The organism is Flavobacterium limicola (assembly GCF_003634755.1).
In the GTDB taxonomy this organism is placed as follows: domain Bacteria; phylum Bacteroidota; class Bacteroidia; order Flavobacteriales; family Flavobacteriaceae; genus Flavobacterium; species Flavobacterium limicola.
Genome location: NZ_RBXA01000001.1, coordinates 32,117 through 57,902, shown reverse-complemented (window position 1 = coordinate 57,902; position 25,786 = coordinate 32,117). Strand labels below are relative to the sequence as shown.

Genomic DNA, 25,786 nt, shown 5'->3' with positions numbered 1-25,786 from the left:
GGGTTTTTTGTTTTAAGATTATATTTTATTTTTAAAAAACATAATGCGAATGAAACCAACAATGAATTAAAAACTTAACACCTAAAAATTATGAGCACAACTAAGTATTTCCCAAAAACATTCCAGTTATTAGAGAGGATTAATAACAGGAATAAAAAACAAAAGGAGAATGATTCAAAAAACGAATTGATTCATCCTAGATTTGAAATTTCAAAAAACGATGCTTTGGCACAAAAAATAGTGCCAAATTCATTACTTTTTTTAATGTATTCTCAAGAGAATGAAGCACTTTTTATTTAATAAATCCGAATTTTTTTTCGGTTTTGAGATTCTCAAAAGGATATTTAAAATTGTTGTTTTGACGAGGTAAGAACTGTAATTAGTTTGTAATGCTTCGTCAAAATAACATTTGTATGTTTATTGTTTTCAGGTTTTTATTTGAACCATACAAAGAAATCGATTGCGCATAAAAATTTGGTTGTTACAAAAAATAGTCCTTAATTTGCAATTATAAGTTCACAAACGTATTGAAATGTTATAAAGAAAGGCAGAGGGATTAGACCCGATGAAGCCTTAGCAACCCTTCGATTTATCGAAGAAGGTGCTGCATTCTACCACGCCAAACGTGGAAAGATAACACTAAGAATTTGTCTAGATAACTCCTAGCTTTCTTTCTAATATTTCCAAACACAGGTCAAAAATCATAAAAGATTTGAAATTGGAAAATAAACCAACATCTATCACATTACAAAATTTCACCACCGAAAGTGGCGCTTTTTATGCTGTCTTAAACTTAAGTTTTCAAGTTTTTGGACCTGAATTGCATACCGCGCCAATCGTTTTGGTAAATCATGCATTGACTGGAAACTCCCAAGTTGTGGGCGAAAATGGTTGGTGGAATGATCTAATTGGAGAACATAAAACTATAGATGTTACAAAATATACAATTCTCGCGTTTAATGTTCCCGGAAATGGATTTGATGGTTTTAGCATCGAAAATTATTCAGATTTTAATGCCAGAGATATTGCCAGAATTTTTATTGAAGGAATTCAGCTTCTTGAAATTAAAAAACTATACGCCATTATTGGTGGTTCTGTAGGCGGTGGAATTGCATGGGAAATGGTCGCTTTAGAACCAAAAATCACACAACATTTAATTCCCATTGCAACCGATTGGAAATCTACAGACTGGTTAATTGCAAACTGTTTTTTGCAGGAACAAATTTTAAAAAATTCTTCAAAACCTATTGAAGATGCCCGAACTCATGCTATGCTTTGCTATAGAACTCCGGAATCTTTTACTGCCAAATTTCAGCGAACTACGAATGAAGAATTGGCTGTTTTTAATGTGGAAAGTTGGTTGCTGCATCATGGCGAAAAATTGCAGAAACGTTTTCAAATTTCATCGTACAAAATGATGAATCAACTATTGAAGACGATAGATGTTACGAGAAACAGCGCTTCGTTTCAAGAAATAACATCTCGAATTGAAGCTGATATTCACATTATCGGAATCAATTCAGACTTGTTTTTTACGGCAAATGAAAATAAAGCAACCTACGAGGAATTAAAAAGATATAAAAATAAGGTTAGCTATCAGGAAATTGTTTCCATTCATGGACACGATGCTTTTTTGATAGAATACAAACAATTACACAATTTGCTTCAGGATATATTCTAAGCCAAAAAACACAACACAATGAAAATATTAAAATTTGGAGGTAAATCTTTATCGAATGGCGACGGAATAAATAAGGTTGTTGCGATTATAACCGATAAAGTAAATCAAGGAGAGGAAATTGCCATTGTAGTTTCAGCAAGAGGGAATGCCACAGATGAACTAGAAGAAATTTTAAAGGTTGCGGCTACTAATAATGATTATAAACTGCTTTTTGAAGATTTTAAAAAATACCAGCAAGATGAATATGAGAACGTAGATTTGTCTGAGGAGTTCAATGTTTTGGAGAAATTATTTGAAGGCGTAAGTCTAATTGGTGATTACAGCAATAAAATTAAAGACCAGGTTTTATCTAAAGGCGAGTTGCTTTCGGCAAAATTACTGACAGCTATTCTCGTTGAAAATGGAATAAATGCTCGCTTTGCAGATACTCGGGAATTGATTAAAACTGATTCGAAATTTGGTGATGCGCAACCTTTGGAACAAATTTCGAAGAAAAACGTCATCAATTATTTTAAGCAGAATAACGGACCAGCCGTGAATATTATTACAGGTTTCATCGGTTCTAATAATAATAATGACACGACTACTTTAGGAAGAAACGGCAGTAATTATACCGCTTCGTTGATAGCGAACTACTTAAATGCAGACGAATTACAGAATTACACACACGTAGACGGAATTTATACCGCTAATCCGGACTTAGTGCTTGATGCAAAAAAAATCGATCATTTGTCGTTTAACGAAGCCAATGAAATAGCCAATTTTGGTGCGACGATTCTTCATGCCAAAACGATAATTCCTTTATTGGAAAAAAATATTCCGCTTCGTATTTTGAACACATTCAACCACGAAAATAAAGGAACATTAATTACTTCTAATTCTAATAAGGAAGGAATTAAAACACTTTCGGTACTTGAAAATGTTTCGTTAGTGAATCTGGAAGGAAGGGGATTGCTTGGTAAAACTGGCGTTGATGCCCGTATTTTCAGAGTGATGGGTGATAATGATATTAGTGTGAGTATCATTTCTCAAGGATCTTCAGAGAGAGGAATTGGTTTAGTCGTAGCTGCTGATAAAGCGACAAAAGCCATGATTGAATTAGAGAAAGAATTCGAAAATGATTTCTATTCTAAAGATGTGAATAAAATCACGGTGACCGATGATGTTTCGGTGATTTCTATCATTGGTCAGGATTTGAGTACGTTTCACAAGCCTTATACGGCGTTGATAAAAAATAAAATTGTCCCGATTCTTTTCAATAATACGGTTACAGGTAAAAATGTGAGTTTAGTGGTAAAAAAATCGCAACTGAACAAAGCCTTAAACGTGATTCACGGAGAGATTTTTGGAGTTTCAAAGAAAATTAATATTGCTATTTTCGGACATGGATTAGTGGGAGGAACGTTGATTAACCAAATATTAGAATCAGCAGCAACCATCGAAAAAAGAAAGGACATCAAACTGAATGTTTTTGCGATTGCTAATTCCAGTAATGTGCTTTTAAATAAAAATGGGGTTACTCCAAATTGGAAAAATGAAATTCAAAACAATGGATTCTCTTATACTATTGATGATGTAATTGCGTACGCAAATGAGCATCATTTAGAGAATTTGATTGCGATTGATAACACGGCAAGTGCCACATTTGTTGAAAATTATATTCCTCTAGCAGAAAGTAGCTTTGATTTGATTTCATCGAATAAAGTAGCGAATACATTAAGTTATAGTTTTTATAAAAAATTACGAAAAGTGCTAGCAGATAATCAAAAGAGTTATCTTTATGAAACGAATGTTGGAGCGGGATTACCATTGATTGATACGATTAAATTATTGCATCTTTCTGGAGAAAATATTACTAAGATTAAGGGTGTTTTCTCTGGGACATTGAGTTATTTGTTCAATAATTTTTCTGCAAAAGACGCTCCTTTCAGCGAAATATTGAAAGAAGCCATCGAAAACGGATATACTGAGCCGGATCCAAGAGAGGACTTGTGCGGGAATGATGTAGGTAGGAAATTATTGATTTTGGCTAGAGAATTAGACTTGCAAAATGAATTTGAAGAAATTGATATTCAAAATTTGATTCCAGAACATTTACGTGAAGGAGATGTTTCTGATTTCTTGAATAAATTGACGGAGTTTGACCCGATTTATGCTAAAATAAAAGCCGACCAAAAGCCAAATCGCGTATTGCGATACATAGGCGAATTGTCAGGTGATTTGCAAAATGATAAAGGAAATCTGGAAGTGAAATTAGTTTCGGTACCATCTGATACGGCGCTGGGCGGATTAAAAGGTTCAGATTCTTTCTTCGAAATTTACACAGAGTCTTATGGAGACCGACCAATCGTGATTCAAGGCGCAGGCGCAGGATCAGCAGTGACAGCGAGAGGCGTTTTTGGAGATATTTTAAGGTTATCGGATAAAGGGTAAAAATAGTGTTCAGTGATCAGTTTGGAGTAATCAATAAGAAAAAGAAATTGATATGAATGTCATTTTTATTATAATTGGAATGAATGTGTCATTGATATTCTTGTTTGATAAAAGTAAATTAGATAATAAAGAATGGTTTTTTAAACTATTAATTTTAAATGTAATATTGTTTTTAATTGCTTCAATAAGTGTGTTGATTGGTTTTGGAAAAAACACTGCTATTAATTCATTATTTGCACCAATGATGACGCAGTTTGCATATTATGTTTTAAGCAAATCATTTTACTTAAAATATAAAAGAAACAGTGTTGATACTTACTGGACAATGGATAGAGCACTATTTTTAGACGGTTGTTTCAATAGTATGTTCTGGCTTATTTCAATATTACTTTTTCTATTCGTGTTGTAATAAAATATAAATTTAAAAAAAAGGGACTGCCTCCAGTCTTGGCTCCCTTCCCTTCGGGGAGGGTTGGGGAGGGGAATAATATGAAAATAACATTAAACAGAGTAAACGACAATTTCCATTTTGAATTAAAAAACGAAAGAGGACATATAGTTAACGTAGATAGCCGACCAGAATTTGGTGGAAATGATATGGGCGCAAGTCCAATGGAATTAGTATTAATGGGTGTTGCGGGTTGTAGTGCCATTGATATGATTTCAATTTTGAAAAAACAACGTCAGGAAATCACCTCTTTCAAAGCTGAGGTAGAAGGAGAACGTGTACAAGTTGGAGAAGCGAAACCTTTCAAGGATATCCACATTGTGTTTTACTTGGAAGGGCCAATAAATGAAGAAAAAGCAGCCAGAGCCGCACAACTTTCTTTCGAAAAATACTGTTCGGTTTCTAAAACATTAGAGCCAACAGCAACTATACATTACAAAGTAGTTTTGAATAATAAACCATTGTAGTTTAAGCAAAGTGTCTGGATTTAATGTTCCAACAACTTTAAGCCTTAAACCTTAAACGATAAAAAAATGAACGATCAAGAATTTGGTTTTGAAACCCAAGCCATACGCAACCAACTAGAAAGAACACAATATTTAGAGCATTCAGTGCCTTTGTACTTAACGTCAAGTTTTGTATTTGAAGATGCCGAAGATATGCGTGCTTCTTTTGCCGAAGAAAAAGACAGGAATATTTACAGCCGTTATAGCAACCCAAACACCAACGAATTTGTTGATAAAGTTTGTGCTATGGAAGGTGCTGCAGCTGGTTTTGCCTTTGCATCCGGAATGGCTGCGGTGTATTCAACCTTGGCAGCTTTATTGAAATCTGGAGATCATATCGTTTCTTCGAGCAGTGTTTTTGGAGCCACACATTCGTTGTTCATTAATTATTTTCCAAAATGGAATATCGAAACTTCCTATTTTGATATTAACAAGCCGGAAACCATTGAAGGTTTGATTACGCCCGATACTAAGATTCTTTTTGCTGAATCACCTACCAATCCAGCGGTTGATATTATCGATTTGGAATTGCTTGGGAATATTGCCAAAAAACATAATTTGATTTTGGTCATTGACAACTGCTTTGCAACGCCTTATTTACAGCAACCGATAAAATGGGGTGCACATTTAGTAGTGCATTCAGCTACAAAACTAATGGACGGGCAAGGGAGAGTTTTAGGCGGAATAACAGTTGGCGATGCAGAATTGATTCAGAAAATCTATTTGTTTTCTCGATTGACAGGACCTTCTTTATCGCCTTTTAATGCTTGGGTATTGTCTAAAAGTTTAGAGACATTAGCGATTCGTTTAGACAGACATTGTGAAAATGCCTTGAAAGTAGCGGAGTTTTTAGAAAATCATCCGCATGTAAATAAAGTGAAATATCCTTTTTTGAAATCGCATCCACAATACGAAATTGCTCAAAAGCAAATGAAGTTGGGCGGAAATATTGTAGCTTTTGAAATAAAAGGTGGTCTTGAGGCAGGAAGGGCGTTTTTAGACAAAATAAAATTATGTTCTTTATCACCAAATTTGGGCGATACCAGAACTATTGTTACGCATCCAGCGTCAACTACGCATAGTAAGTTATCAGTTGATGAGCGTTTGGCAGTCAGTATTACCGATGGTTTAGTGCGTGTTTCAGTAGGACTGGAAACCGTTAAAGATGTAATTGCCGATTTAGAGCAGGCGTTGTCTTAATGATTTTTGATTTGGGATTAACGATTTTGTCCTGAAGTTTCGGGAGCAGATTTCCAATCTAACAATAATCGTTAATCTCCTTTCACCATTTTTCATTCAAAAAGTATATTTTTGTTGCTACAATAAAAGACAAATAGATTTCTGATTTTGTAAAATCTGAAATCAAAAATCGTTAATCTTCAATCTTATATCTTTTTAAATGCTGTCTAAAAAAACAAAATACGGAATAAAAGCTCTTACTTTTTTGGCGCGCCAAAAAGACAATTCTCCTGTTCAAATAGCAGAGATAGCCAAGAGCGAGAATATTTCGATCAAGTTTTTAGAAAGTATTTTATTATTACTGCGCCATTCTGGTTTTTTGGGTGCCAAAAAAGGAAAAGGTGGAGGATATTATTTGATAAAAGATCCCAAAGACATCAATATGGCTCATGTGTATCGCATTCTCGAAGGGCCAATTGCATTACTTCCTTGTGCCAGTCATAATTTTTACGAGCCTTGTTTGGACTGTTCAAATGAAGCTACTTGTGCGGTTCGGAAACTGATGATTGAGGTGCGCGATAATACACTTAAAATCTTAGAAAGTAACACCTTGGCTGACATTGCCTTTTAAAGAATAATCACAAAATAAATTTTGTAGTTAAGTTAAAAGTTTTACTTTTGCAAAGTAATCTACTATTCCGATAGGGTAATAGATTTAAGTTAAAAAAATTGAATTAAAAAAAGTATGAGTAAAGAATTGAAAACCATTACGATAAATGAAAAATCGGAAACTACTTTTAAAGAACGCTTGTGGGTTATTATTCCCGTTGTTTTACTAGTAGGATTAATTTCTACATTGGTTTACAATCATCATGCTGAATTTTCTTGGAATGGCCTAATAGCAGGCTTTAATCAGGAATTTTTAATCTTTTTCTGTATTGGTGTTTTTGCACAATTAGTAGACGGAACTTTAGGAATGGGGTATGGAGCAACTTCTACTTCTTTTTTATTAGCGTATGGAATTCCACCAGCGATAAGCAGTACAGGAGTTCATGTTGCTGAAATGTTTACAACAGGAGCTTCGGCTATTTCTCATCATCGCTTTGGGAACATCAATAAAAAACTAGTGAGACATCTATTGATTCCGGGTGTTTTAGGTTCTATTGCGGGTGCTTATTTATTGTCGGATGTAATTGATGGGAATGCGATAAAGCCTTTTATTGCGGTATACATGATAGGGCTGGCAATTATAATCATCAGAAAAGCAATGCAGAAAAACATCATTAAAAAGAAAACCAAGCGACTGAATATTTTAGCTTCTTTTGGAGGTTTTATGGATGCTGTTGGTGGTGGTGGCTGGGGCCCAATTGTGACTTCGACCTTATTAGGACGAGGCAGAAATCCAAGATATACTATTGGTTCTGTCAATGCAGCGGAGTTTGCGGTAGCTTTTGCAAGTGGTGTAACATTTATGCTTTTTGGAGGAATACAAGGATGGCAAGTGATTATAGGGTTGATTTTGGGTGGTGTGATTGCTGCTCCAATTGCCGCAATTTTAGTCAATAGAATAAAGAGAAAGCCTATGATGATTTTGGTAGGCGTTTTAATTATTGTTTTAAGTTTAAAAACACTGTCTAAATTATTATAAAAGAGAAACGAAATTATGAGCATAGCGATAACAAACACTTTATTAGACAAAACAAGAAGATTATCTATCGAGGAAACGCTTACTTTTTTGACTGATGAATTTAAAGGCAAAGTAGTTTTTTCTACTTCTTTTGGACAGGAAGACCAAGTGATTACTGCTTTAATTGGAAAAAATAATTTACCTATTACCATTTTTACTTTAGATACCGGAAGGTTATTTCAAGAGACTTATGATGTTTTTCATAAGACTTTAAAAAAGTATCAAATAGATATTAAAACTTATTTTCCGGAAACAAGTGCAGTTGAAGAGTTGTTAAATCAAAAAGGCCCAAATAGCTTTTATGAATCAGTAGAGAATAGAAAAGAATGTTGTTTCATTCGAAAAGTAGCGCCTTTGACTAAAGCTTTAAAAGGAAATGCGATTTGGATTACCGGTTTGAGAGCCGAACAATCAGAAAATAGAAATGATTTAGACCTTTTTGAATACGATGAAAAATTCGATATTATAAAATTCAATCCTTTATTAAAATGGACTTTAGAAGAGGTTCAGAAATATTTAGACGATAACAGTGTACCACAAAATGCCTTACACAAACAAGGTTTCTTCAGCATAGGTTGCGCACCTTGTACCAGAGCAATTGTTCCTGGAGAAGATATCCGAGCAGGCAGATGGTGGTGGGAATCTAGTCACAAGGAATGTGGATTGCACCAGAAGTAATTTTAAATTATGAATTATAAATTATAAATGATTGTTGGAATCTTTAAATTTTTCAATCATTTAAATCTTTAAATTAAAAAAATGAGTTCAATATTAAAAACAAACGCTTTAGAAAGCGAAGCGATATACATTTTTAGAGAAGTAATTTCTCAATTTGACAAACCGGTATTGCTTTTTTCTGGTGGAAAAGATTCGATTACATTGGTGCGTTTAGCGCAAAAAGCATTTTTTCCTGCAAAAATTCCTTTTCCATTGTTGCATGTAGACACGGGACATAACTTTCCGGAAACAATTGAATTTAGAGATAGATTGGTTACTGAATTAGGATTAGAATTAATTGTTCGTAATGTTCAGGATGCTATTGACGAAGGTAAAGTAGTTGAAGAATCAGGGAAATATTCTAGCAGAAACAGTTTACAAACGATTACACTTTTGGATGCAATCGAAGAATTCAAATTTGATGCTTGTATTGGTGGTGCGCGTCGTGATGAAGAAAAGGCAAGAGCAAAAGAACGTATTTTCTCTGTTCGTGATGATTTTGGTCAATGGGATGAGAAAAACCAACGTCCGGAATTGTTTGATATTTTGAACGGAAAAATTGAAAATGGTCAAAACGTTCGTGTTTTCCCAATTTCGAACTGGACAGAGCTTGATGTTTGGAGTTATATTGAGCAAGAGCAAATCGAAATTCCATCGATTTACTTTTCACATAAACGTAAAGTATTCTTGAGAGACGGTATGATTTGGTCACATTCTCCATTTGTGTACCAAGAAGAGGATGAAGAAATTGAAGAACGAATTGTTCGTTTTAGAACTGTTGGAGATATGAGTTGTACGGCAGCCGTTGATTCTTACGCAGCAACAATTCAGGAAGTTGTAGGCGAAATAAGATCTTCGACTATTTCAGAAAGAGGAGCCAGAATTGACGACAAACGTTCTGAAGCTGCAATGGAGAAAAGAAAACAACAAGGATACTTTTAGAAAATAGCGATTGAAAGATTTAAGGATTTAAAAATTAAAAGATTTAAGTAACGAAGTTAAACAACTTTGAACCTTAAACTTTAAACCAAATATAAAATGGAAGTTTTAAAAATAGCAACAGCAGGAAGTGTAGATGACGGAAAGAGTACCTTAATCGGGAGATTATTGTACGACACAAAATCATTGACTACAGATAAGATTGAAGCAATAGAAAAAAGTAGCAAACAAAAAGGATACGATTACTTAGATTTTTCATTAGCTACCGATGGTTTGGTTGCTGAGAGAGAACAAGGAATTACGATTGATGTGGCGCATATTTATTTTTCGACAGCCAAGAAAAGTTACATCATTGCCGATACTCCGGGTCACGTAGAATATACACGTAACATGGTTACGGGAGCTTCGACTTCACAAGTTTCAATTATTTTGATTGATGCTCGTAAAGGCGTTATTGAGCAAACGTACAGACACTTTTTTATCAATAATTTATTGAGAGTAAAAGAGGTAATTGTTGCGGTAAACAAAATGGATTTAGTTGATTATTCGGAAGAAGTCTACAATAAAATCAAAGCTGATTTTCAAGCGTTGAACAGCAAAAGTTCATTCAAAGAGCAAAACGTAAGCTACATTCCGTTGAGTGCTATCAATGGAGGGAATGTTGCTGATAAATCAGAGAATATGCCTTGGTACACTGGACAAACAGTTTTGGAACATTTAGAAGCTTTAGAGCCAGAAGATGTTTTTGAAACAGGAAAAGCACGTTTCCCGGTTCAAACAGTTATCAGACCAAAAACGGAAGAGTATCATGATTTTAGAGGATATGCCGGAAAATTATACGGAAACAATATCAAAGTGGGTGATGCGGTAACGGTTCTTCCTTCTTTGACAGAATCTAAAGTGACTAATATTCACTTTTTTGATCAGCAATTTGATGAAGCGACTGCAGGTTCTTCGATTACTTTGGAACTGGAAAATGATATCAATGTAACAAGAGGCGACATGATTGTAAAATCGGATGAGTTGCCTAAAATTGAAAAAGACATCAATACAACGATTTGCTGGATGGATAGCAAAAAGTTAGTTGCTGGCACAAAATATTTGGTACAACACAATACCAACAGAGTTTTGGCAAAAATTGAAAGCGTGAAAAACGTAATCGCAACCGATTATTCTGGAGTTACACCAGCGACTCAATTGGCTATAAATGAAATAGGCGAAGTAAATATTAAATTAAGCAAAGCTTTGTATTTTGATGCCTATAATGACAACAAATCAAACGGCGCTTTTATATTAATTGATGCTGCAACCAACACAACTGCTGGAGTTGGATTTATAAACTAAATCTAACTTTTGCCAAAAACAACACACAGATGGAAAGTTTTAGAACCGAAATAGAAAACCCGATTGTCCAAAAAGACATTATCGATTTAGAAAGAAAAATTGCTTTATTCCGTGACGGAAAAATAGATGATGAACGTTTCCGCAGCCTTCGTTTGGCGAGAGGAGTGTACGGTCAGCGTCAGGAAGGCGTACAAATGATTCGTATCAAATTGCCTTTTGGTAAAGTGACCAGCGAACAATTGTTGCGTATTACTAAAGTTTCTGATGAATATTCAACCGGACGTTTGCACATTACAACACGTCAGGATATCCAAATTCACTATGTGAGTTTGGACAGAACACCACAACTTTGGGCTGAATTAGAAAAAGATGATGTTACACTTCGTGAAGCTTGTGGAAACACCGTAAGAAATATTACGGCGAGCGAAACAGCAGGAATTGATTCAGAAGAACCTTTTGATGTGTCGCCATACGCGCATGCTATGTTTCAGTTTTTCTTGAGAAATCCGGTTTGTCAGGAAATGGGACGTAAATTCAAAATGTCATTTTCATCTTCAGATAAAGATACAGGATTGAGTTATTTGCATGATTTAGGATTTATTCCAAAAATTGTAAATGGCGAAAGAGGTTTTAAAGTAATGTTAGGTGGAGGATTAGGTTCTCAACCAAGTCATGCCGAATTATTATCGGAGTTTATTCCGGTAAACCAAATTATACCAACAACTGAAGGCGTTTTGAGAATTTTTGACCGCTATGGCGAAAGAGCGAAACGTTTGAAAGCGCGTATGAAATTCCTAATCAAAGATATTGGTAGAGATGAATTTTTAAAATTGGTGGATGAAGAGAAAAAAGCGTTGTCTCACGAAACAGTTGAAATAGATACAACAGCTTTTGATGCTGAAATTCCAGCACCTTTATTGGAAGCTCCAAAAGTAGTAATCGAAGACACGGCAGCTTTCGAAGCTTGGAAGAAATCAAATGTAATTGCGCAAAAACAAGCGGGTTATGTAGCGATTGGAATCAAAGTTTTATTAGGCGATTTTTATACTGATAAAGCGAGATTATTGGCTGATTTGATTAAAAATTATGCGGCTAATGAATTGCGTTTTTCTTTGAGACAAGACATATTAATTCGTCACGTAAAAGAAGAAAATTTACCTTTTTTCTACCAAGAATTAGCCAAATTAGATTTTGTCGCTCTTGGTTACAATACCATTTCAGATATTACAGCTTGTCCGGGAACAGATACGTGTAATTTAGGAATTGCAAGCAGCACCGGAATCGCAGTAGAACTGGAAAGAGTTTTAGAAACTGAATATCCACAATACAGCAACAATCAAGAAATCACGATTAAAATCAGTGGTTGTATGAATGCTTGTGGACAACACAATATGGCTGAAATTGGTTTCCAAGGAATGTCTATCAATTCAGGGAAATTAGTGGCACCAGCATTACAAGTGTTATTAGGCGGAGGAAATTTAGGAAATGGAAACGGAAGATTTTCGGATAAAGTAATCAAAATTCCTAGTAGAAGAGGACCTGATGCTTTGCGTTTCATTTTAAATGATTTTGAAGCAAATGGAAACGGGCAATCATTCTTGAATTATTATGATGCCAAAGGCGAAAAATATTTCTACGAATTTTTGAAACCATTAGCCGATTTGACTAATCTTACCGAAGCTGATTTTGTAGATTGGGGAAATGCTGATAACTACGTAAAAGCGGTTGGAGTTGGAGAATGCGCTGGTGTTGTTATTGATTTAGTGGCTACCTTATTATTGGAAGCCAAAGATAAATTAACTTTCGCACAGGAAGCTTTTGATGATGCAAAATGGGCTGATGCAATTTATTTGGCATACGCAGGATTCGTAAATGGAGCCAAAGCATTATTATTGGCTGAAAACCAAAAAACAAATCACCAAGCTGGAATTATCGATTTGTTTGATACAGTTTTCGTAGCAACGAATATCATTCAATTGAAGTCAACATTAAGAGATTTAGTATACCAAATCAATCAGAATGAACCTTCTGCTGAATTTGCACAAAAATACATTCAAGATGCAATTGTCTTTTTTGAAGCAATTGAATCGTACAGAGAAAAAGACTTAGCCGATGCTTAAAAAGATACAACCAATAGTAACGCTAGTGGGTGCGGGTCCAGGTGATCCGGATTTACTGACAATCAAAGGTGCAAAGGCACTAGCTGAGGCCAATGTGATTTTGTATGACGCTTTGGCAAACGAAGAAATTTTAAGTTATGCTCCTAAAAAAGCAATTAAAATATTCGTTGGAAAAAGAAAAGGCTGTCATGAATACACGCAAGACCAAATCAACCAATTAATTGTAGATAACGCGCTTACCTACGGACATGTGGTTCGGTTAAAAGGCGGTGATCCGTTTATTTTTGGTCGTGGGGGTGAGGAAATAGACTTTGTAGAAAGTTTTGGGATACCTACATTTGTAGTGCCTGGAATCTCATCGTCGATTGCTGTTCCTGCTTATCAAGGGATTTCGTTGACCAAAAGAGGTGTTTCGGAAAGTTTTTGGGTAATTACAGGTACAACGTCTGATAGAAAATTGTCAAATGATGTGGCTTTAGCAGCGCAATCATCGGCAACTGTTGTGATTTTGATGGGAATGAGCAAACTGTCTCAGATTATTGATTTATTCCAAAAAGAATCTAAAGGCGAAATTCCTGCTGCGATTATTCAAAACGGAACTACTGCTCAGGAGAAAATTGGTGTTGGAACAATTAATACAATTCAACAAGTTGTGACGGAGCATAAATTAAGTTCACCTGCCATAATTGTCATTGGAGAAGTAGTAAAAGAAAGTAATAAATTGAAAGGATTTTACGAAGATTTTATTGCCAAAGAATTAAAATAATTGTGGAACAAAATAAAGCATATTCCAATAATCAAGACTCAACTCCCTTTCCTTTGGAGAGGGCTGGGGAGAGGAACGAATTATATCCAATATTTTTAAAATTACACAACCTCAACGTACTTATTGTTGGCGGAGGAAATGTGGGTTTAGAAAAGTTATCTTTTATGTTGAAATCGAGTCCAAACGCAAATGTTGAGGTGGTGGCGCCGAGGTTTTTACCAGAACTGGAAAGCTTAGCTGCAAAACATCCTTCGGTACAATTAACGTATAGAAAATTCAATCGATGGATGCTTCGTAAACGCCACATGGTTATTGCTTGTACGGATGATTTGAAAGTGAATAAAAGGATTTATGATTTATCCAGAAAAAGATATTTGATTTGCAATATTGCTGATACACCGCCATTATGTGATTATTATTTGGGCGGAATTGTGACCAAAGGAAATGTAAAAATCGCAATTTCAACCAATGGAAAATCACCAACAACTGCCAAAAGATTACGGGAGTTTTTTGAAGAAATCATTCCGGACGATATTAATAAAATGGTTGAAAATCTAAATGAATATCGCAAAACTCTAAAAGGGAATTTTGAAGAAAAAGTGCAGAAGATGAATGAAATCACCGAGTCGTTGAAGAATAAAGAACCAAGAGAATAGCATTAAGAACAAAGAATCCGACTGATATTTATCATTTAAAGTAATAAAAATCAATCGTTCATTTGCAATTAAATAGTTTAGCACAATTACATTACATAAAGAATAAAAAAATGATTAAAACAGACATACTTATAATAGGAGCCGGACCTACGGGTTTATTTGCAGTTTTTGAAGCAGGATTGTTAAAATTAAAATGTCATATTCTGGATGCTTTGCCACAAGCGGGCGGACAATTATCTGAATTATATCCTAAAAAACCTATTTATGATATTCCAGGATTTCCTGAAGTATTAGCGGGAGATTTAGTAGATAATCTAATGGAACAAATCAAGCAATTCGAACCGGGATTCACGCTGGGTGAACGTGCTGAAACAATTGAAAAACAAGAAGACGGAACTTTTATTGTAACTTCAAATAAAGGAAAAAAATTTCATGCTCCTGTAGTAGCAATCGCAGGTGGATTAGGAAGTTTTGAGCCAAGAAAACCATTGATTGAAGACATCGAATTTTACGAAGATAAAGGAATCAAATACTTTATCAAAAATCCAGAGAAGTTCAGAGACAAAAAAGTAGTAATTGCTGGAGGAGGAGATTCAGCTTTAGACTGGAGTATTTTCTTGTCGAATGTAGCTTCTGAAGTGACTTTGATTCACCGTAGAAACGAATTCAGAGGTGCTTTAGATTCTGTAGAAAAAGTACAGGAATTGAAAAATTCCGGTAAAATAAAAATGATTACGCCTGGAGAAGTTGTTGGCTTGAAAGGTGCTGAACATTTAGAAGGAGTTGTAGTCGAGGAAAATGGCGCACACCGAACTATTGAAACGGATTATTTTATTCCACTTTTTGGATTAACGCCAAAATTAGGTCCTATCGGAGACTGGGGATTAGACATTGAAAAAAATGCTATCAAAGTAAATAACGCTTTGGATTATCAAACCAATATTCCGGGAATTTTTGCCATTGGTGATGTAAATACCTATCCGGGAAAATTAAAGTTGATTCTTTGTGGATTTCACGAAGCAACATTAATGTGTCAGGCAGCTTACCAAATCATCAATCCGGGTAAGAGATATGTATTGAAATACACTACAGTTTCCGGTGTTGATGGATTTGACGGAACTCGTAAAGAAGCTCCAAAAGCCGTGGTGAAAGCAATAGTTTAACAACTTAGCCCAAACTAGTTAAAAAATTAAGCGCTAATACTTGCAAGTATTAGCGCTTTGTCTTTACTTTGCATTGTTCATATATTTATTGATCGTTATCACGAAAGGCGGAGGGAAAGACCCAATGAAACCTTAGCAACCCTTTATCTTTAAAGAAGGTGCTACATTCTACTTTGTACTGAACAGTTTCAGTATCTAAGATAGATAACACACGAATACTCACTTAGTATTTCTCAAACCTTTTCTTGACAACATATATTTTTAGCCTGCTGAATTAATTTCAGTATCAGGAGCGAACAATTGGCATTTTTTTGCCAATACCGTTCCCGCTTTCCGTTGCAATCTTTTACTTTTTTAAACAAAAAAAGTAAAAGGATTTTCACTGCAATCGGGGCTAAAGAGCTTAAATAGTGAACTTTTGTAATTAATAATAAGCGCTTAATACTTAGTGTTTTGCGAGAATAAAACAAAAGATGTCAACAATTCAAGAAGCCATTAAAAAAAACATACTCGTACTCGATGGAGCTATGGGAACCATGTTGCAACGCTACAATTTTTCCGAAGAAGATTTTCGAGGCGAACGTTTCAAAGATTTTCCACATTCCTTAAAAGGGAATAACGATTTATTATCAATCACGCAACCACAAGCAATACGAGCAGTTCACGCAGCTTATTTTGAAGCTGGAGCGGATATCGTTGAAACCAATACTTTCTCTGGAACTACCATCGGAATGGCCGATTACCATCTCGAAGATTTGGTATTTGAACTCAACTATGAATCAGCACGAATTGCCCGTGAAGTAGCTGATGAATTTACAGCAAAAAATCCGGACAAACCTCGTTTTGTTGCGGGTTCAATAGGACCAACAAACAGAACGGCGAGTATGTCACCGGATGTAAACGATCCGGGTTACAGAGCCGTAACGTTTGATGATTTGCGTATTGCTTACAAGCAACAAGTAGAAGCCTTGATTGACGGAGGAAGTGATTTACTTTTAGTAGAAACTATTTTTGACACTTTAAATGCCAAAGCAGCACTTTTCGCTATCGAAGAAGTCAAGGACGAACGTAATATCGATATTCCAATAATGGTTTCCGGAACGATTACGGATGCATCAGGAAGAACACTTTCAGGTCAAACGGTAGAGGCTTTTTTGGTTTCGGTTTCGCACATTCCATTGTTGAGCGTAGGTTTCAATTGTGCTTTGGGAGCTGATTTGTTAAAGCCCTATTTGCAAACTTTGTCTCAAAATACGTCATTCAATGTCTCGGCACATCCTAATGCAGGATTACCAAACGCTTTTGGAGAGTATGATGAAACACCAGAGCAAATGCAAGCTTTCATCAAAGAATATTTAGACGATAATTTAGTCAATATCATAGGCGGTTGTTGCGGAACAACGCCAGAACATATTAAGTTTATTGCTGATATCGCAAAAGATTACAAGCCGAGAGTTTCGACAGCAACGATGTAACCAAGAATGCCCGCGTGAGGGATAGCAGTGAAAAACCCACAGCCTGACGAAGGAAGAGCGAGGACTTGCAACGAATAGCCCGACCCTTTTTGGGTCACGCCCAAAATATTAATAAGATATACGAAACCTACACGTTTGCTGAAATCGTGCAGGATTAAATAAAATAAAAAATGGCACAAGAAACTAGAAAAAACCTTGTATTATCGGGATTAGAGCCTTTGATCATTACGCCGGACAGCGTTTTTGTGAATATTGGTGAACGAACGAATGTAACAGGTTCTAGAAAATTCCTAAGATTAATTAAGGAAGAAAAATACGAAGAAGCACTCAGCATTGCTAAAGAGCAAGTAGAAGGTGGTGCACAAATCATCGATATTAATATGGATGAAGGAATGCTGGATGGCGAATATGCTATGACAAAATTCCTGAATTTAATTGCTGCTGAACCGGATATTTCTAGAGTTCCAATCATGATTGACAGCTCAAAATGGGATATTATTGAGGCGGGATTAAAAGTAGTGCAAGGAAAGAGTGTAGTAAATTCGATTTCTTTGAAAGAAGGGGAAGAACAATTTATTCATCATGCTAAATTGATTAAGCGCTACGGTGCTGCAGCAATTATTATGGCTTTTGATGAGGTAGGTCAAGCTGACAATTACGAACGTAGAATAGAAATTTGCCAGCGTTCGTACGATATTTTGGTAAATAAAGTTGGCTTTCCTCCGCAAGATATTATTTTCGATTTAAATATATTTCCTGTTGCAACAGGTATGGAAGAACATAAATTGAACGCTTTGGATTTCTTTAGAGGGACCAAATGGGTTCGCGAAAATCTTCCTCACGCACATATCAGTGGTGGTGTAAGTAATGTTTCGTTTTCATTTAGAGGAAATGATACGGTGCGGGAAGCAATGCATTCGGTGTTTTTATATCATGCAATCCAGCATGGTATGACAATGGGAATTGTGAATCCAGAAATGCTTTCTATCTACGATGAAATTCCAAAAGATTTATTAGAACGTGTTGAGGATGTAATTCTAAACAGACGCGATGATGCAACGGAACGTTTGTTGGACTTTGCAGAAAATGTAAAGGGAGACGTAAAGAGTAATGAAAAAGCAGTTCAGGAATGGCGTTCGGGAACTGTTCAGGAACGATTGACGCACTCGTTAGTAAAAGGAGTCGATGAATTTATAGAAATTGATGTTGAAGAAGCCAGACAGGCGGCAACAAAACCTATCGAAGTAATCGAAATCAACTTAATGGCAGGAATGAATGTCGTTGGAGATTTATTTGGTTCGGGTAAAATGTTTTTGCCGCAAGTAGTAAAATCGGCTCGTGTAATGAAGAAAGCGGTTGCTTATTTATTGCCATTTATTGAAGCCGAAAAAGATGGTGTCTCTAGTTTTGCGGGTCGTATATTAATGGCTACTGTAAAAGGAGATGTACACGATATTGGAAAAAATATTGTTTCGGTTGTTTTGGCTTGTAACAATTACGAAATTATTGATTTAGGTGTCATGGTGGCTCCAGAGAAAATTATCGCGGCAGCAATAGAACACAATGTTGATATTATTGGATTAAGCGGATTGATAACACCTTCGCTTGATGAAATGGTGTATTTGGCTAAGGAATTAGACAAAAGAAACATAAAGATCCCTGTGATGATTGGTGGAGCAACGACTTCCCGAGCGCACACTGCCGTGAAAATTGCACCACAATATAAATCAACTGTGATTCATGTAAATGATGCTTCGAGAGCCGTAACGGTTGCTGGAAATTTGTTGAATAGTGAGAAAAAAATATATGCAAGTGACATCAGAGCAGAATATGATGCTTTTAGAGAAACATTTTTGAATCGTTCACGCGACAAAAATTTCTTGACAATAGAGCAAGCTCGTGTCAATAAACTGAAATTAGATTGGGAAAATTACAACCCAATGAAACCTAATTTTATTGGAACAAAAACAATCGAAGTCGATTTGGATGTTTTGGTTCCGTACATTGATTGGACTCCATTTTTTAGAACTTGGGAATTGTTTGGAAAATATCCGGCTATTTTAACGGATAATGTTGTTGGCGAACAAGCTACTTCTGTTTTTGCGGATGCACAAGAAATGTTAGAGGTTATTTTGAAAGAAAAGAAACTAACCGCCAAAGGAATTTACGGAATCTTTCCTGCGAATCAAGTGAATGATGATGATATTGAATTGAGTGATGAAAGTGGAAAAGTATTAGAGAAATTCTTGACTTTGCGTCAGCAATCACAAAAAACCAAAGGCGCTCCAAATATTGCATTGTCGGATTTTATTGTTCCAAAAGACAGTGGAAAAGTCGATTATATGGGTGCATTTTGTGTAACTACCGGTTTTGGTGTGGATGAATGGGCGGCTGAATTCGAAAGAGATTTAGACGATTACAATTCGATTATGGTCAAAGCATTGGCAGATCGTTTTGCAGAAGCTTTTGCAGAATATTTGCACGAAAAAATCCGTAAAGAAATTTGGGGTTACGCTTCGGATGAAAATTTAACTACCGAAGCAATGATTGATGAGGTCTATAAAGGTATTCGTCCTGCACCGGGTTATCCGGCTTGTCCTGACCATTTAGAAAAACCTACGATTTGGAAATTACTAAATGTGGAAAAAGAAATAGGAGTGACTTTAACGGAAAGTATGGCAATGTGGCCAGCTTCATCGGTTTCGGGATATTATTTTGGAAACCCGGAAAGTAAGTATTTTGGACTTGGAAAAATAAAAGAAGACCAAGTTATTGATTACGCCAAACGAAGAAGTGTTTCGACAGAAGTGGCTGCGAAATGGTTGAACCCGAATATTGCGGATTAGAAATAGTTTAAAGTTGAAATTTTGTTTAAAGTTTAAAGTTTAAAGTCGTTCGAGAGAACCTTAAACCTTAAACCTTAAACTTCAAACTAAGGAAAATGAAAGTAACACAACATATAGAAGCAGCTAAAGGAGAAACATTGTTCTCTTTTGAAATTATTCCGCCTCAAAAAGGGAAAAGCATTCAGGAATTATACGATAATATTGATCCGTTGATGGAGTTCAAACCGCCATTTATAGACGTAACTACTTCTCGCGAAGAATTTATTTACGTAGATAAAGGAAATAATTTACTGGAAAAAAAACTAACCAGAATGCGTCCGGGAACTCTTGGAATTTGTGCTTCAATCAAGCATAAGTACAACGTAGATACAGTTCCTCATGTGCTTTGCGGTGGTTTTACGAAAGAAGAAACCGAGTATTTATTGGTCGATTGTCATTATCTGGGAATTGATAATGTGATGGCGCTTCGTGGTGATGCGATGAAAGACGAGCAGTCATTTGTTCCCAAACAAGGCGGTAATCAATTTGCAGTAGATTTAGTCAAACAAATCAATCAATTGAATTGCGGAAAGTACTTGCATGACGTTATGGATGTTGATAACAAAGCTAATTTTTGTATTGGAGTTGCAGGATATCCAGAGAAGCATTTAGAATCTCCGTCTTTAATTTCAGATTTAAAAAGACTGAAAGAAAAGGTTGATGCCGGTGCTGATTATGTGGTGACACAAATGTTTTTTGACAATGCAAAATACTTTGAGTTTGTTGCCAAAGCCAGAGAAATGGGGATTACCGTTCCTATTATTCCGGGTATCAAACCAATCGCAGTGCAAAGACACTTACAGGTATTACCTCAAATTTTCAGAATTGATTTGCCTGAAGATTTAATTCATGCAGTTGATCAATGTAAAAACAATGCGGAAATCAGACAAGTAGGGATAGAATGGGCGATTCAACAATCTTTAGAATTGAAAGCAGCCGGCGTTCCCGTTTTGCATTATTATTCTATGGGAAAATCAGAAAATATTAGACAAATAGCGAGTAAGGTTTTTTAATGTTGAATCGCATTTCATAAAAAAAGCTCGTTTAAAATTGGATTTAAACGAGCTTTTTTGTTGTAATTATTTCGTAATCTCTCTAAATACAGCTTCTAGATTTTTATTTTTCTGATTCAGCTGCAAGGTTTTCAAACCATTGGCATTCGCAAAATCAAAAACAGCAGGGCGCATGTCCTTATCCGCTTTGAAAGTCAATTCCCAAATCATATCGTGTGTATTTTTATAAGAAACGAGATTTTCGATTTTGGAAATAGCTTGTTCTTCTATTTTATAATCAAATTCTACTTCGATAACTTGCTCCTTGTCTTCGGAAATTAAGTTGTCCAATTTTTTATCGGTAACAATTTTACCGTTATTGATGATAATAACACGGTCACAAATCGCTTCAACTTCTTGCATAATGTGCGTAGAAAGGAAAACCGTTTTGTCTTTCCCCACGTTTTTAATCACATTACGAATTTCCATTAATTGGTTTGGGTCTAAACCGGTTGTTGGTTCATCCAAAATCAAAACATCTGGATTGTGCAGTAAAGCGTTGGCAAGACCTACGCGTTGACGATATCCTTTGGATAATTGCCCTATTTTTTTATGGCTTTCGGTGCTTAAACCGGTCAGTTGAATTACTTCTTCAATGCGGGATTTGGCTACTTTATAGACATCAGCATTGAAAGCTAAATATTCTCTCACATACAAATCTAAATACAACGGATTGTGTTCCGGAAGATAACCAATAGAAAGTTGCACAGCTTTTTGTTGTGTATTTACATCATTTCCATTTACGATTGCAGTGCCTTTATCGGCATTGATGTAGGTTGTCAATATTTTCATTAAAGTCGATTTTCCGGCTCCATTTGGACCCAAGAAACCAACGATTTCTCCTTTTTTAATAGAGAATGAAATGTTATCCAGTGCTTTTTGGGCACCGTAACTTTTTGATATGTTATTTACTTCTATTGACATGGAATTTTATTTGTTGCAAAAGTAAACAGAAAAAGGATTGATTTATTGTTTTTTTAGTGCAATACATGAAAAGTCATTGTGAAAATTTACTAAGCAGGAGTAGATTCTGTTTTAGATTTATATATTTACTGTAAACAATAAAGATATGAATTTGAAAACTACACAATCTGGCAGTTTCTTAAAAAACTACAAAAGTATTTTATTACTACTTGGCGGAATTCTGGCAGGAAGTATATTGGGTTTAGTTTTTGGAAAGGGTGTAGAAGTGATTAAGCCTTTGGGTGATATATTCCTGAATTTATTGTTTACAGCAATTATTCCATTGGTGTTTTTTACGATTGCGTCTTCGATTGCCAATTTAGAAAAAACGGAGAAACTTGGAAAATTGTTTGTAATTGTCATTGTTGTGTTTTTAAGCACCGTGTTGATTTCGGCTATTTTGATGCTCGTTGCTGTTTTGTTATTTCCCATTCATCAAGATATTATTCTTTCAAAAATACCTTTGGAAAGTGTACAAAGTGCAAATACAGGTTCACAAATTACTCAATTGCTCACAGCGGGGGATTTTTATGAGCTACTTTCTCGAAAAAGCATGTTGGCGCTAATTATATTTTCGTTTTTGATAGGATTTGCCAGTTTGCAATCGGGCGAAAAAGGGAAAGATTTTAGTAGATTCTTGAATTCAGGCAATGAAGTGATGAAACAATTATTACACATCATTATGAAAACGGCTCCAATAGGATTAGGTACTTATTTTGCGTATCAGGTGGGAATATTTGGGCCGCAATTATTTGGTGCTTATGCAAAGCCATTAGGACTTTATTATGCGGTTTGTGCTTTTTATTTTGTCGTATTCTTTAGTATGTACGCTTTTATTGCTGGAGGGAAATTAGGATTTAAAGTGTTTTGGAAAAATAACATTACACCTTCCTTAACAGCATTGGGAACTTGCAGCAGCATTGCTACAATTCCTGCCAATCTGGAAGGTGCCGAAAAAATGAATATCCCGGCTCACATCAGAAATGTTGTCATTCCGCTAGGAGCACCTTTGCATAAAGACGGTTCTAGTATGTCGTCAATTATAAAAATTGCAGTAATTTTTGCCATGTTTGGAAAAGATTTAACTGATCCTAATACTATACTAATGGCTTTGGGAATTACAGTAATTGTTTCGGTAGTCGAAGGCGGAATTCCAAACGGAGGTTATATAGGAGAAATATTAGCGATTACAATTTATGGATTTCCAATGGAACAAGCGCTTCCGGCAGCAATGATTGTGGGAACTTTAGTAGATCCGATGGCGACATTGCTGAATGCGAATGGAGATTTAGTATCGGCAATGATGGTAACTCGAATTTCGGAAGGAAAAAAATGGCTTACTGAAAAATTAGTGGCGTAATTTTAGTGAGATTATAAAGTTATAATTATGAAAAACAATGTTTCAATTTTCTAAAACTGTAAGTCACGCTGATTAAAAAATATTTTAAAAGCCTTTTTTTAAGTATTACACAATTAATAACCAGTTTTTTAGCGAATCTCCTTTTTGTTCAATAAAATCAGCTTTTTTTTTGGGTTAGCTGGAAATAATTAATACATTCGCAGAGTAATGAATACAAAAAAACAACAAAATGTTGAGTAACCGATTTTATTTTAGCAACTCTTATTATTTCTTCTGGAAAGTTGAAAGGGATTGTCGTATGGTTATTTGATTATAAAATTAAATTGATACTATAAATATACAATCCCGATGAAAATCGGGATTTTTTTTTGCTTAAAAGTGTGTAAAATGAATGAAATAATTGGAATACAAGGTGTAACGGGTTCTTTTCACCATCAGGTGGCGCAGGAATATTTCAATCAAGCAGTTATTGTCGACGAATGTTTGTCCTTTGAAGAATTAGTAGATAACCTGCTTTCAGGAAAATCAGATCAGGCAGTTATGGCTATAGAAAATTCTATTGCGGGTCCTATTATTCCAAATTACGCATTGATTGACAAAAATAATTTGCACATAATAGGAGAACATTATTTAAGAATTCATCAAAATTTAATGGCTTTAAAAGGCCAAAAAATGGAGGATATTCAAGAAGTACATTCACATCCTATGGCTATTTTACAATGTATGGAATTCCTGAAAAAATACCCAAACATAAAATTAGTTGAAGACAAAGATACTGCTGAAACGGCACGTAGAATTCAGGAAAAACAGTTGAAAGGAATTGCTGCAATTGCCAGTAAAACAGCTTCGGAAATGTATGATTTAGAGATTTTGGCTCCTGAAATTCAAACGATTAAAAACAATATGACGCGTTTTGTGATTATAAAAAAGGACAATTCTTTTGTCCCGGAAAACGAAATAAACAGAGCGTCCATTAAATTCGAATTGGATCACAAACGCGGTAGTTTGGCTGCAGTACTAAATGTAATGAGTGATTGTAAATTGAATTTAACCAAAATTCAGTCGTTACCAAAAATAGAGACACCTTGGAAATATTCGTTTTTTGTTGATGTAACTTTCGAAAAATACGAAGATTATGCAAAGGCAAAGTCATTATTGATTATCATGGCGGAATATTTCAAAGTGTTAGGTGAATATAAAAACACGAAACTATAATTAGTCGAAAGCTACAAAGTTACAAAGTCAAAAGAATCTTAAAATTTAAACATGATTACTACAGCGAAACGTCTCGATATAATTGAAGAATACTATTTCTCATCAAAATTGAGAGAAGTAAGACAACTGGCTTCTGAAGGGAAACCAATTATTAATATGGGAATTGGAAGTCCGGATTTACAACCGTCACAAGCAGTAATTGACGCAGTAGTTTTGGCAATGCAAGATGAAAATGCGCATCAATACCAAAGTTATCAAGGATTACCGGAATTGCGTCAAGGCATGGCTGATTTTTATAAAAATAATTACGGAGTTGTGTTGAATCCGGCTAACGAAATCTTGCCTTTGATGGGTTCCAAAGAGGGAATTATGCATATTTCACTGGCTTTTTTGAATGAAGGCGATCAGGTGCTGATTCCAAATCCAGGATATCCAACATACACTTCGGTTACGAATTTAGTAGGAGCAGTTCCAGTTTATTATGACTTAAAAGAAAATAATAACTGGGAACCGGATTTTGAAGCTTTGGAAAAACTGGATTTATCGAAAGTGAAAATAATGTGGATTGGTTATCCGCACATGCCAACAGGAGCAAGAGGAAGTTTGGAGTTGTTTTCAAGATTAGTGGCTTTCGCCAAAAAACATAATATTTTGTTAGTTAATGATAATCCGTACAGTTTTGTTTTGAATGACAATCCAATGAGTTTGCTACAAGTAGAGGGCGCCAAAGACGTATCTTTAGAATTGAATTCTTTGAGCAAGACTTTTAACATGGCGGGTTGGAGAGTTGGAATGGTTTTAGGAAATGCAGCTTGTATTGATGCTGTTCTAAAAGTAAAAAGTAACATGGACAGCGGAATGTTTTACGGGATTCAAAAAGGAGCAATTGAAGCTTTAAAAAGTGACAAGACTTGGTTTGAATCGATGAATGCGATTTATAGAAAACGCAGAATTCTTACCGAACAACTCGCTGAGAAATTAGGATGTAAAGTGTATAAAGAAGGTGTTGGATTATTTGTTTGGGCAAAGTTGCCGGACGGAATTACATCAGCAGAGAAATTCATCGATGAAATTTTATATGACAAATCAATTTTTATTACGCCGGGAACCATTTTTGGAAGTAACGGCGAAGGATACATTCGATTTGCATTATGCGTAAAAGAAGAAAAAGTACAAGAAGCAATTGATAGATTTTAG

Annotated in this window: 22 protein-coding genes and 2 riboswitches; of the genes, 21 read left to right on the top strand and 1 reads right to left on the bottom strand. The window is 35.4% G+C overall.

What is annotated here, in order from left to right:
• Positions 1–90: 90 nt before the first annotated feature.
• The 18 genes from BC952_RS00260 (at position 91) to metF (ending at position 21,012) form a co-directional block, all read left to right on the top strand.
• Positions 91–300: a hypothetical protein gene (locus tag BC952_RS00260; protein ID WP_113637747.1), complete on the top strand. Its 210-nt coding sequence runs from the start codon at positions 91–93 to the stop codon at positions 298–300.
• Between the two features lie 232 nt (positions 301–532).
• A riboswitch (SAM riboswitch) is annotated at positions 533–640 on the top strand.
• A gap of 78 nt (positions 641–718) precedes the next feature.
• A complete protein-coding gene (locus BC952_RS14970) occupies positions 719–1,681 on the top strand; it encodes an alpha/beta fold hydrolase (protein WP_244200071.1) in 963 nt (320 codons plus the stop codon).
• Positions 1,682–1,699: 18 nt separating this feature from the next.
• Positions 1,700–4,114, top strand: a complete 2,415-nt coding sequence (thrA, locus tag BC952_RS00255; protein ID WP_244200070.1) for a bifunctional aspartate kinase/homoserine dehydrogenase I — start codon at positions 1,700–1,702, stop codon at positions 4,112–4,114.
• Positions 4,115–4,166: 52 nt separating this feature from the next.
• Entirely contained in the window at positions 4,167–4,523 is a 357-nt protein-coding gene (locus tag BC952_RS00250) for a hypothetical protein (RefSeq protein ID WP_121363731.1), read from the top strand.
• A gap of 80 nt (positions 4,524–4,603) precedes the next feature.
• Positions 4,604–5,029: an OsmC family protein gene (locus BC952_RS00245; protein ID WP_091173227.1), complete on the top strand. Its 426-nt coding sequence runs from the start codon at positions 4,604–4,606 to the stop codon at positions 5,027–5,029.
• Positions 5,030–5,095: 66 nt separating this feature from the next.
• Positions 5,096–6,268, top strand: coding sequence for a trans-sulfuration enzyme family protein (locus BC952_RS00240; RefSeq protein WP_121363729.1), 1,173 nt, complete (start codon positions 5,096–5,098; stop codon positions 6,266–6,268).
• A 199-nt stretch (positions 6,269–6,467) separates the two neighbouring features.
• Positions 6,468–6,878 (top strand): RrF2 family transcriptional regulator, encoded by a 411-nt coding sequence (locus BC952_RS00235; RefSeq protein WP_121363727.1) that lies wholly within the window; start codon positions 6,468–6,470, stop codon positions 6,876–6,878.
• Positions 6,879–6,992: 114 nt separating this feature from the next.
• Entirely contained in the window at positions 6,993–7,895 is a 903-nt protein-coding gene (locus tag BC952_RS00230) for a sulfite exporter TauE/SafE family protein (protein ID WP_121363726.1), read from the top strand.
• Between the two features lie 15 nt (positions 7,896–7,910).
• Positions 7,911–8,612: a phosphoadenylyl-sulfate reductase gene (locus BC952_RS00225; protein ID WP_121363724.1), complete on the top strand. Its 702-nt coding sequence runs from the start codon at positions 7,911–7,913 to the stop codon at positions 8,610–8,612.
• 81 nt (positions 8,613–8,693) lie between these two features.
• On the top strand, positions 8,694–9,593 hold the full coding sequence (gene cysD / locus BC952_RS00220; RefSeq protein WP_121363723.1) for a sulfate adenylyltransferase subunit CysD: 900 nt from the start codon (positions 8,694–8,696) through the stop codon (positions 9,591–9,593).
• 96 nt (positions 9,594–9,689) lie between these two features.
• Positions 9,690–10,934, top strand: a complete 1,245-nt coding sequence (locus BC952_RS00215; protein WP_121363722.1) for a sulfate adenylyltransferase subunit 1 — start codon at positions 9,690–9,692, stop codon at positions 10,932–10,934.
• A 29-nt stretch (positions 10,935–10,963) separates the two neighbouring features.
• Positions 10,964–13,054, top strand: a complete 2,091-nt coding sequence (locus tag BC952_RS00210) for a nitrite/sulfite reductase (protein ID WP_121363721.1) — start codon at positions 10,964–10,966, stop codon at positions 13,052–13,054.
• On the top strand, positions 13,047–13,820 hold the full coding sequence (gene cobA, locus BC952_RS00205) for a uroporphyrinogen-III C-methyltransferase (protein ID WP_121363720.1): 774 nt from the start codon (positions 13,047–13,049) through the stop codon (positions 13,818–13,820). The genes BC952_RS00210 and cobA overlap by 8 nt, the downstream gene beginning before the upstream one ends.
• A 53-nt stretch (positions 13,821–13,873) precedes the next feature.
• Positions 13,874–14,476 carry a precorrin-2 dehydrogenase/sirohydrochlorin ferrochelatase family protein gene (locus BC952_RS00200; protein WP_121364887.1) on the top strand — a complete coding sequence of 201 codons (603 nt, stop codon included), beginning with the start codon at positions 13,874–13,876 and terminating at the stop codon, positions 14,474–14,476.
• A gap of 110 nt (positions 14,477–14,586) precedes the next feature.
• On the top strand, positions 14,587–15,639 hold the full coding sequence (locus tag BC952_RS00195; RefSeq protein ID WP_113637758.1) for an NAD(P)/FAD-dependent oxidoreductase: 1,053 nt from the start codon (positions 14,587–14,589) through the stop codon (positions 15,637–15,639).
• Between the two features lie 92 nt (positions 15,640–15,731).
• Positions 15,732–15,850, top strand: a riboswitch (SAM riboswitch).
• Positions 15,851–16,112: 262 nt separating this feature from the next.
• The gene (locus BC952_RS00190) at positions 16,113–17,114 is read left to right on the top strand and encodes a homocysteine S-methyltransferase family protein (RefSeq protein WP_121363718.1); all 1,002 of its coding nucleotides are present in this window, start codon (positions 16,113–16,115) and stop codon (positions 17,112–17,114) included.
• Positions 17,115–17,284: 170 nt separating this feature from the next.
• Complete coding sequence (metH, locus tag BC952_RS00185) at positions 17,285–19,960, top strand: methionine synthase (RefSeq protein ID WP_121363717.1); 2,676 nt, start codon at positions 17,285–17,287, stop codon at positions 19,958–19,960.
• Between the two features lie 95 nt (positions 19,961–20,055).
• Positions 20,056–21,012 carry a methylenetetrahydrofolate reductase [NAD(P)H] gene (gene metF / locus BC952_RS00180; RefSeq protein WP_121363715.1) on the top strand — a complete coding sequence of 319 codons (957 nt, stop codon included), beginning with the start codon at positions 20,056–20,058 and terminating at the stop codon, positions 21,010–21,012.
• Between the two features lie 66 nt (positions 21,013–21,078).
• Here metF and gldA read toward each other — a convergent pair whose 3' ends face one another.
• Entirely contained in the window at positions 21,079–21,975 is an 897-nt protein-coding gene (gldA, locus tag BC952_RS00175) for a gliding motility-associated ABC transporter ATP-binding subunit GldA (protein ID WP_121363713.1), read from the bottom strand.
• Between the two features lie 145 nt (positions 21,976–22,120).
• On the opposite strand from gldA, the gene BC952_RS00170 reads away from it, so the two are divergent.
• From BC952_RS00170 to BC952_RS00160, 3 genes are all read left to right on the top strand, one after another.
• The gene (locus BC952_RS00170) at positions 22,121–23,374 is read left to right on the top strand and encodes a dicarboxylate/amino acid:cation symporter (RefSeq protein WP_121363712.1); all 1,254 of its coding nucleotides are present in this window, start codon (positions 22,121–22,123) and stop codon (positions 23,372–23,374) included.
• Between the two features lie 387 nt (positions 23,375–23,761).
• Positions 23,762–24,589, top strand: coding sequence for a prephenate dehydratase (locus BC952_RS00165; RefSeq protein ID WP_121363710.1), 828 nt, complete (start codon positions 23,762–23,764; stop codon positions 24,587–24,589).
• 51 nt (positions 24,590–24,640) lie between these two features.
• The gene (locus BC952_RS00160; RefSeq protein ID WP_121363709.1) at positions 24,641–25,786 is read left to right on the top strand and encodes a pyridoxal phosphate-dependent aminotransferase; all 1,146 of its coding nucleotides are present in this window, start codon (positions 24,641–24,643) and stop codon (positions 25,784–25,786) included.

Coding starts and splice junctions, on each gene's coding strand:
- cobA (WP_121363720.1), top strand. CDS start 13,047: ATGCTTAAAAAGATACAACCAATAGTAACGCTAGTGGGTGCGGGTCCA.
- BC952_RS00160 (WP_121363709.1), top strand. CDS start 24,641: ATGATTACTACAGCGAAACGTCTCGATATAATTGAAGAATACTATTTC.
- BC952_RS00245 (WP_091173227.1), top strand. CDS start 4,604: ATGAAAATAACATTAAACAGAGTAAACGACAATTTCCATTTTGAATTA.
- BC952_RS00165 (WP_121363710.1), top strand. CDS start 23,762: ATGAATGAAATAATTGGAATACAAGGTGTAACGGGTTCTTTTCACCAT.
- BC952_RS00260 (WP_113637747.1), top strand. CDS start 91: ATGAGCACAACTAAGTATTTCCCAAAAACATTCCAGTTATTAGAGAGG.
- cysD (WP_121363723.1), top strand. CDS start 8,694: ATGAGTTCAATATTAAAAACAAACGCTTTAGAAAGCGAAGCGATATAC.
- BC952_RS00240 (WP_121363729.1), top strand. CDS start 5,096: ATGAACGATCAAGAATTTGGTTTTGAAACCCAAGCCATACGCAACCAA.
- BC952_RS00190 (WP_121363718.1), top strand. CDS start 16,113: ATGTCAACAATTCAAGAAGCCATTAAAAAAAACATACTCGTACTCGAT.
- BC952_RS00210 (WP_121363721.1), top strand. CDS start 10,964: ATGGAAAGTTTTAGAACCGAAATAGAAAACCCGATTGTCCAAAAAGAC.
- BC952_RS00230 (WP_121363726.1), top strand. CDS start 6,993: ATGAGTAAAGAATTGAAAACCATTACGATAAATGAAAAATCGGAAACT.
- BC952_RS00195 (WP_113637758.1), top strand. CDS start 14,587: ATGATTAAAACAGACATACTTATAATAGGAGCCGGACCTACGGGTTTA.
- thrA (WP_244200070.1), top strand. CDS start 1,700: ATGAAAATATTAAAATTTGGAGGTAAATCTTTATCGAATGGCGACGGA.
- gldA (WP_121363713.1), bottom strand. CDS start 21,975: ATGTCAATAGAAGTAAATAACATATCAAAAAGTTACGGTGCCCAAAAA.
- BC952_RS00170 (WP_121363712.1), top strand. CDS start 22,121: ATGAATTTGAAAACTACACAATCTGGCAGTTTCTTAAAAAACTACAAA.
- BC952_RS00235 (WP_121363727.1), top strand. CDS start 6,468: ATGCTGTCTAAAAAAACAAAATACGGAATAAAAGCTCTTACTTTTTTG.
- BC952_RS00250 (WP_121363731.1), top strand. CDS start 4,167: ATGAATGTCATTTTTATTATAATTGGAATGAATGTGTCATTGATATTC.
- metF (WP_121363715.1), top strand. CDS start 20,056: ATGAAAGTAACACAACATATAGAAGCAGCTAAAGGAGAAACATTGTTC.
- BC952_RS00225 (WP_121363724.1), top strand. CDS start 7,911: ATGAGCATAGCGATAACAAACACTTTATTAGACAAAACAAGAAGATTA.
- BC952_RS00215 (WP_121363722.1), top strand. CDS start 9,690: ATGGAAGTTTTAAAAATAGCAACAGCAGGAAGTGTAGATGACGGAAAG.
- metH (WP_121363717.1), top strand. CDS start 17,285: ATGGCACAAGAAACTAGAAAAAACCTTGTATTATCGGGATTAGAGCCT.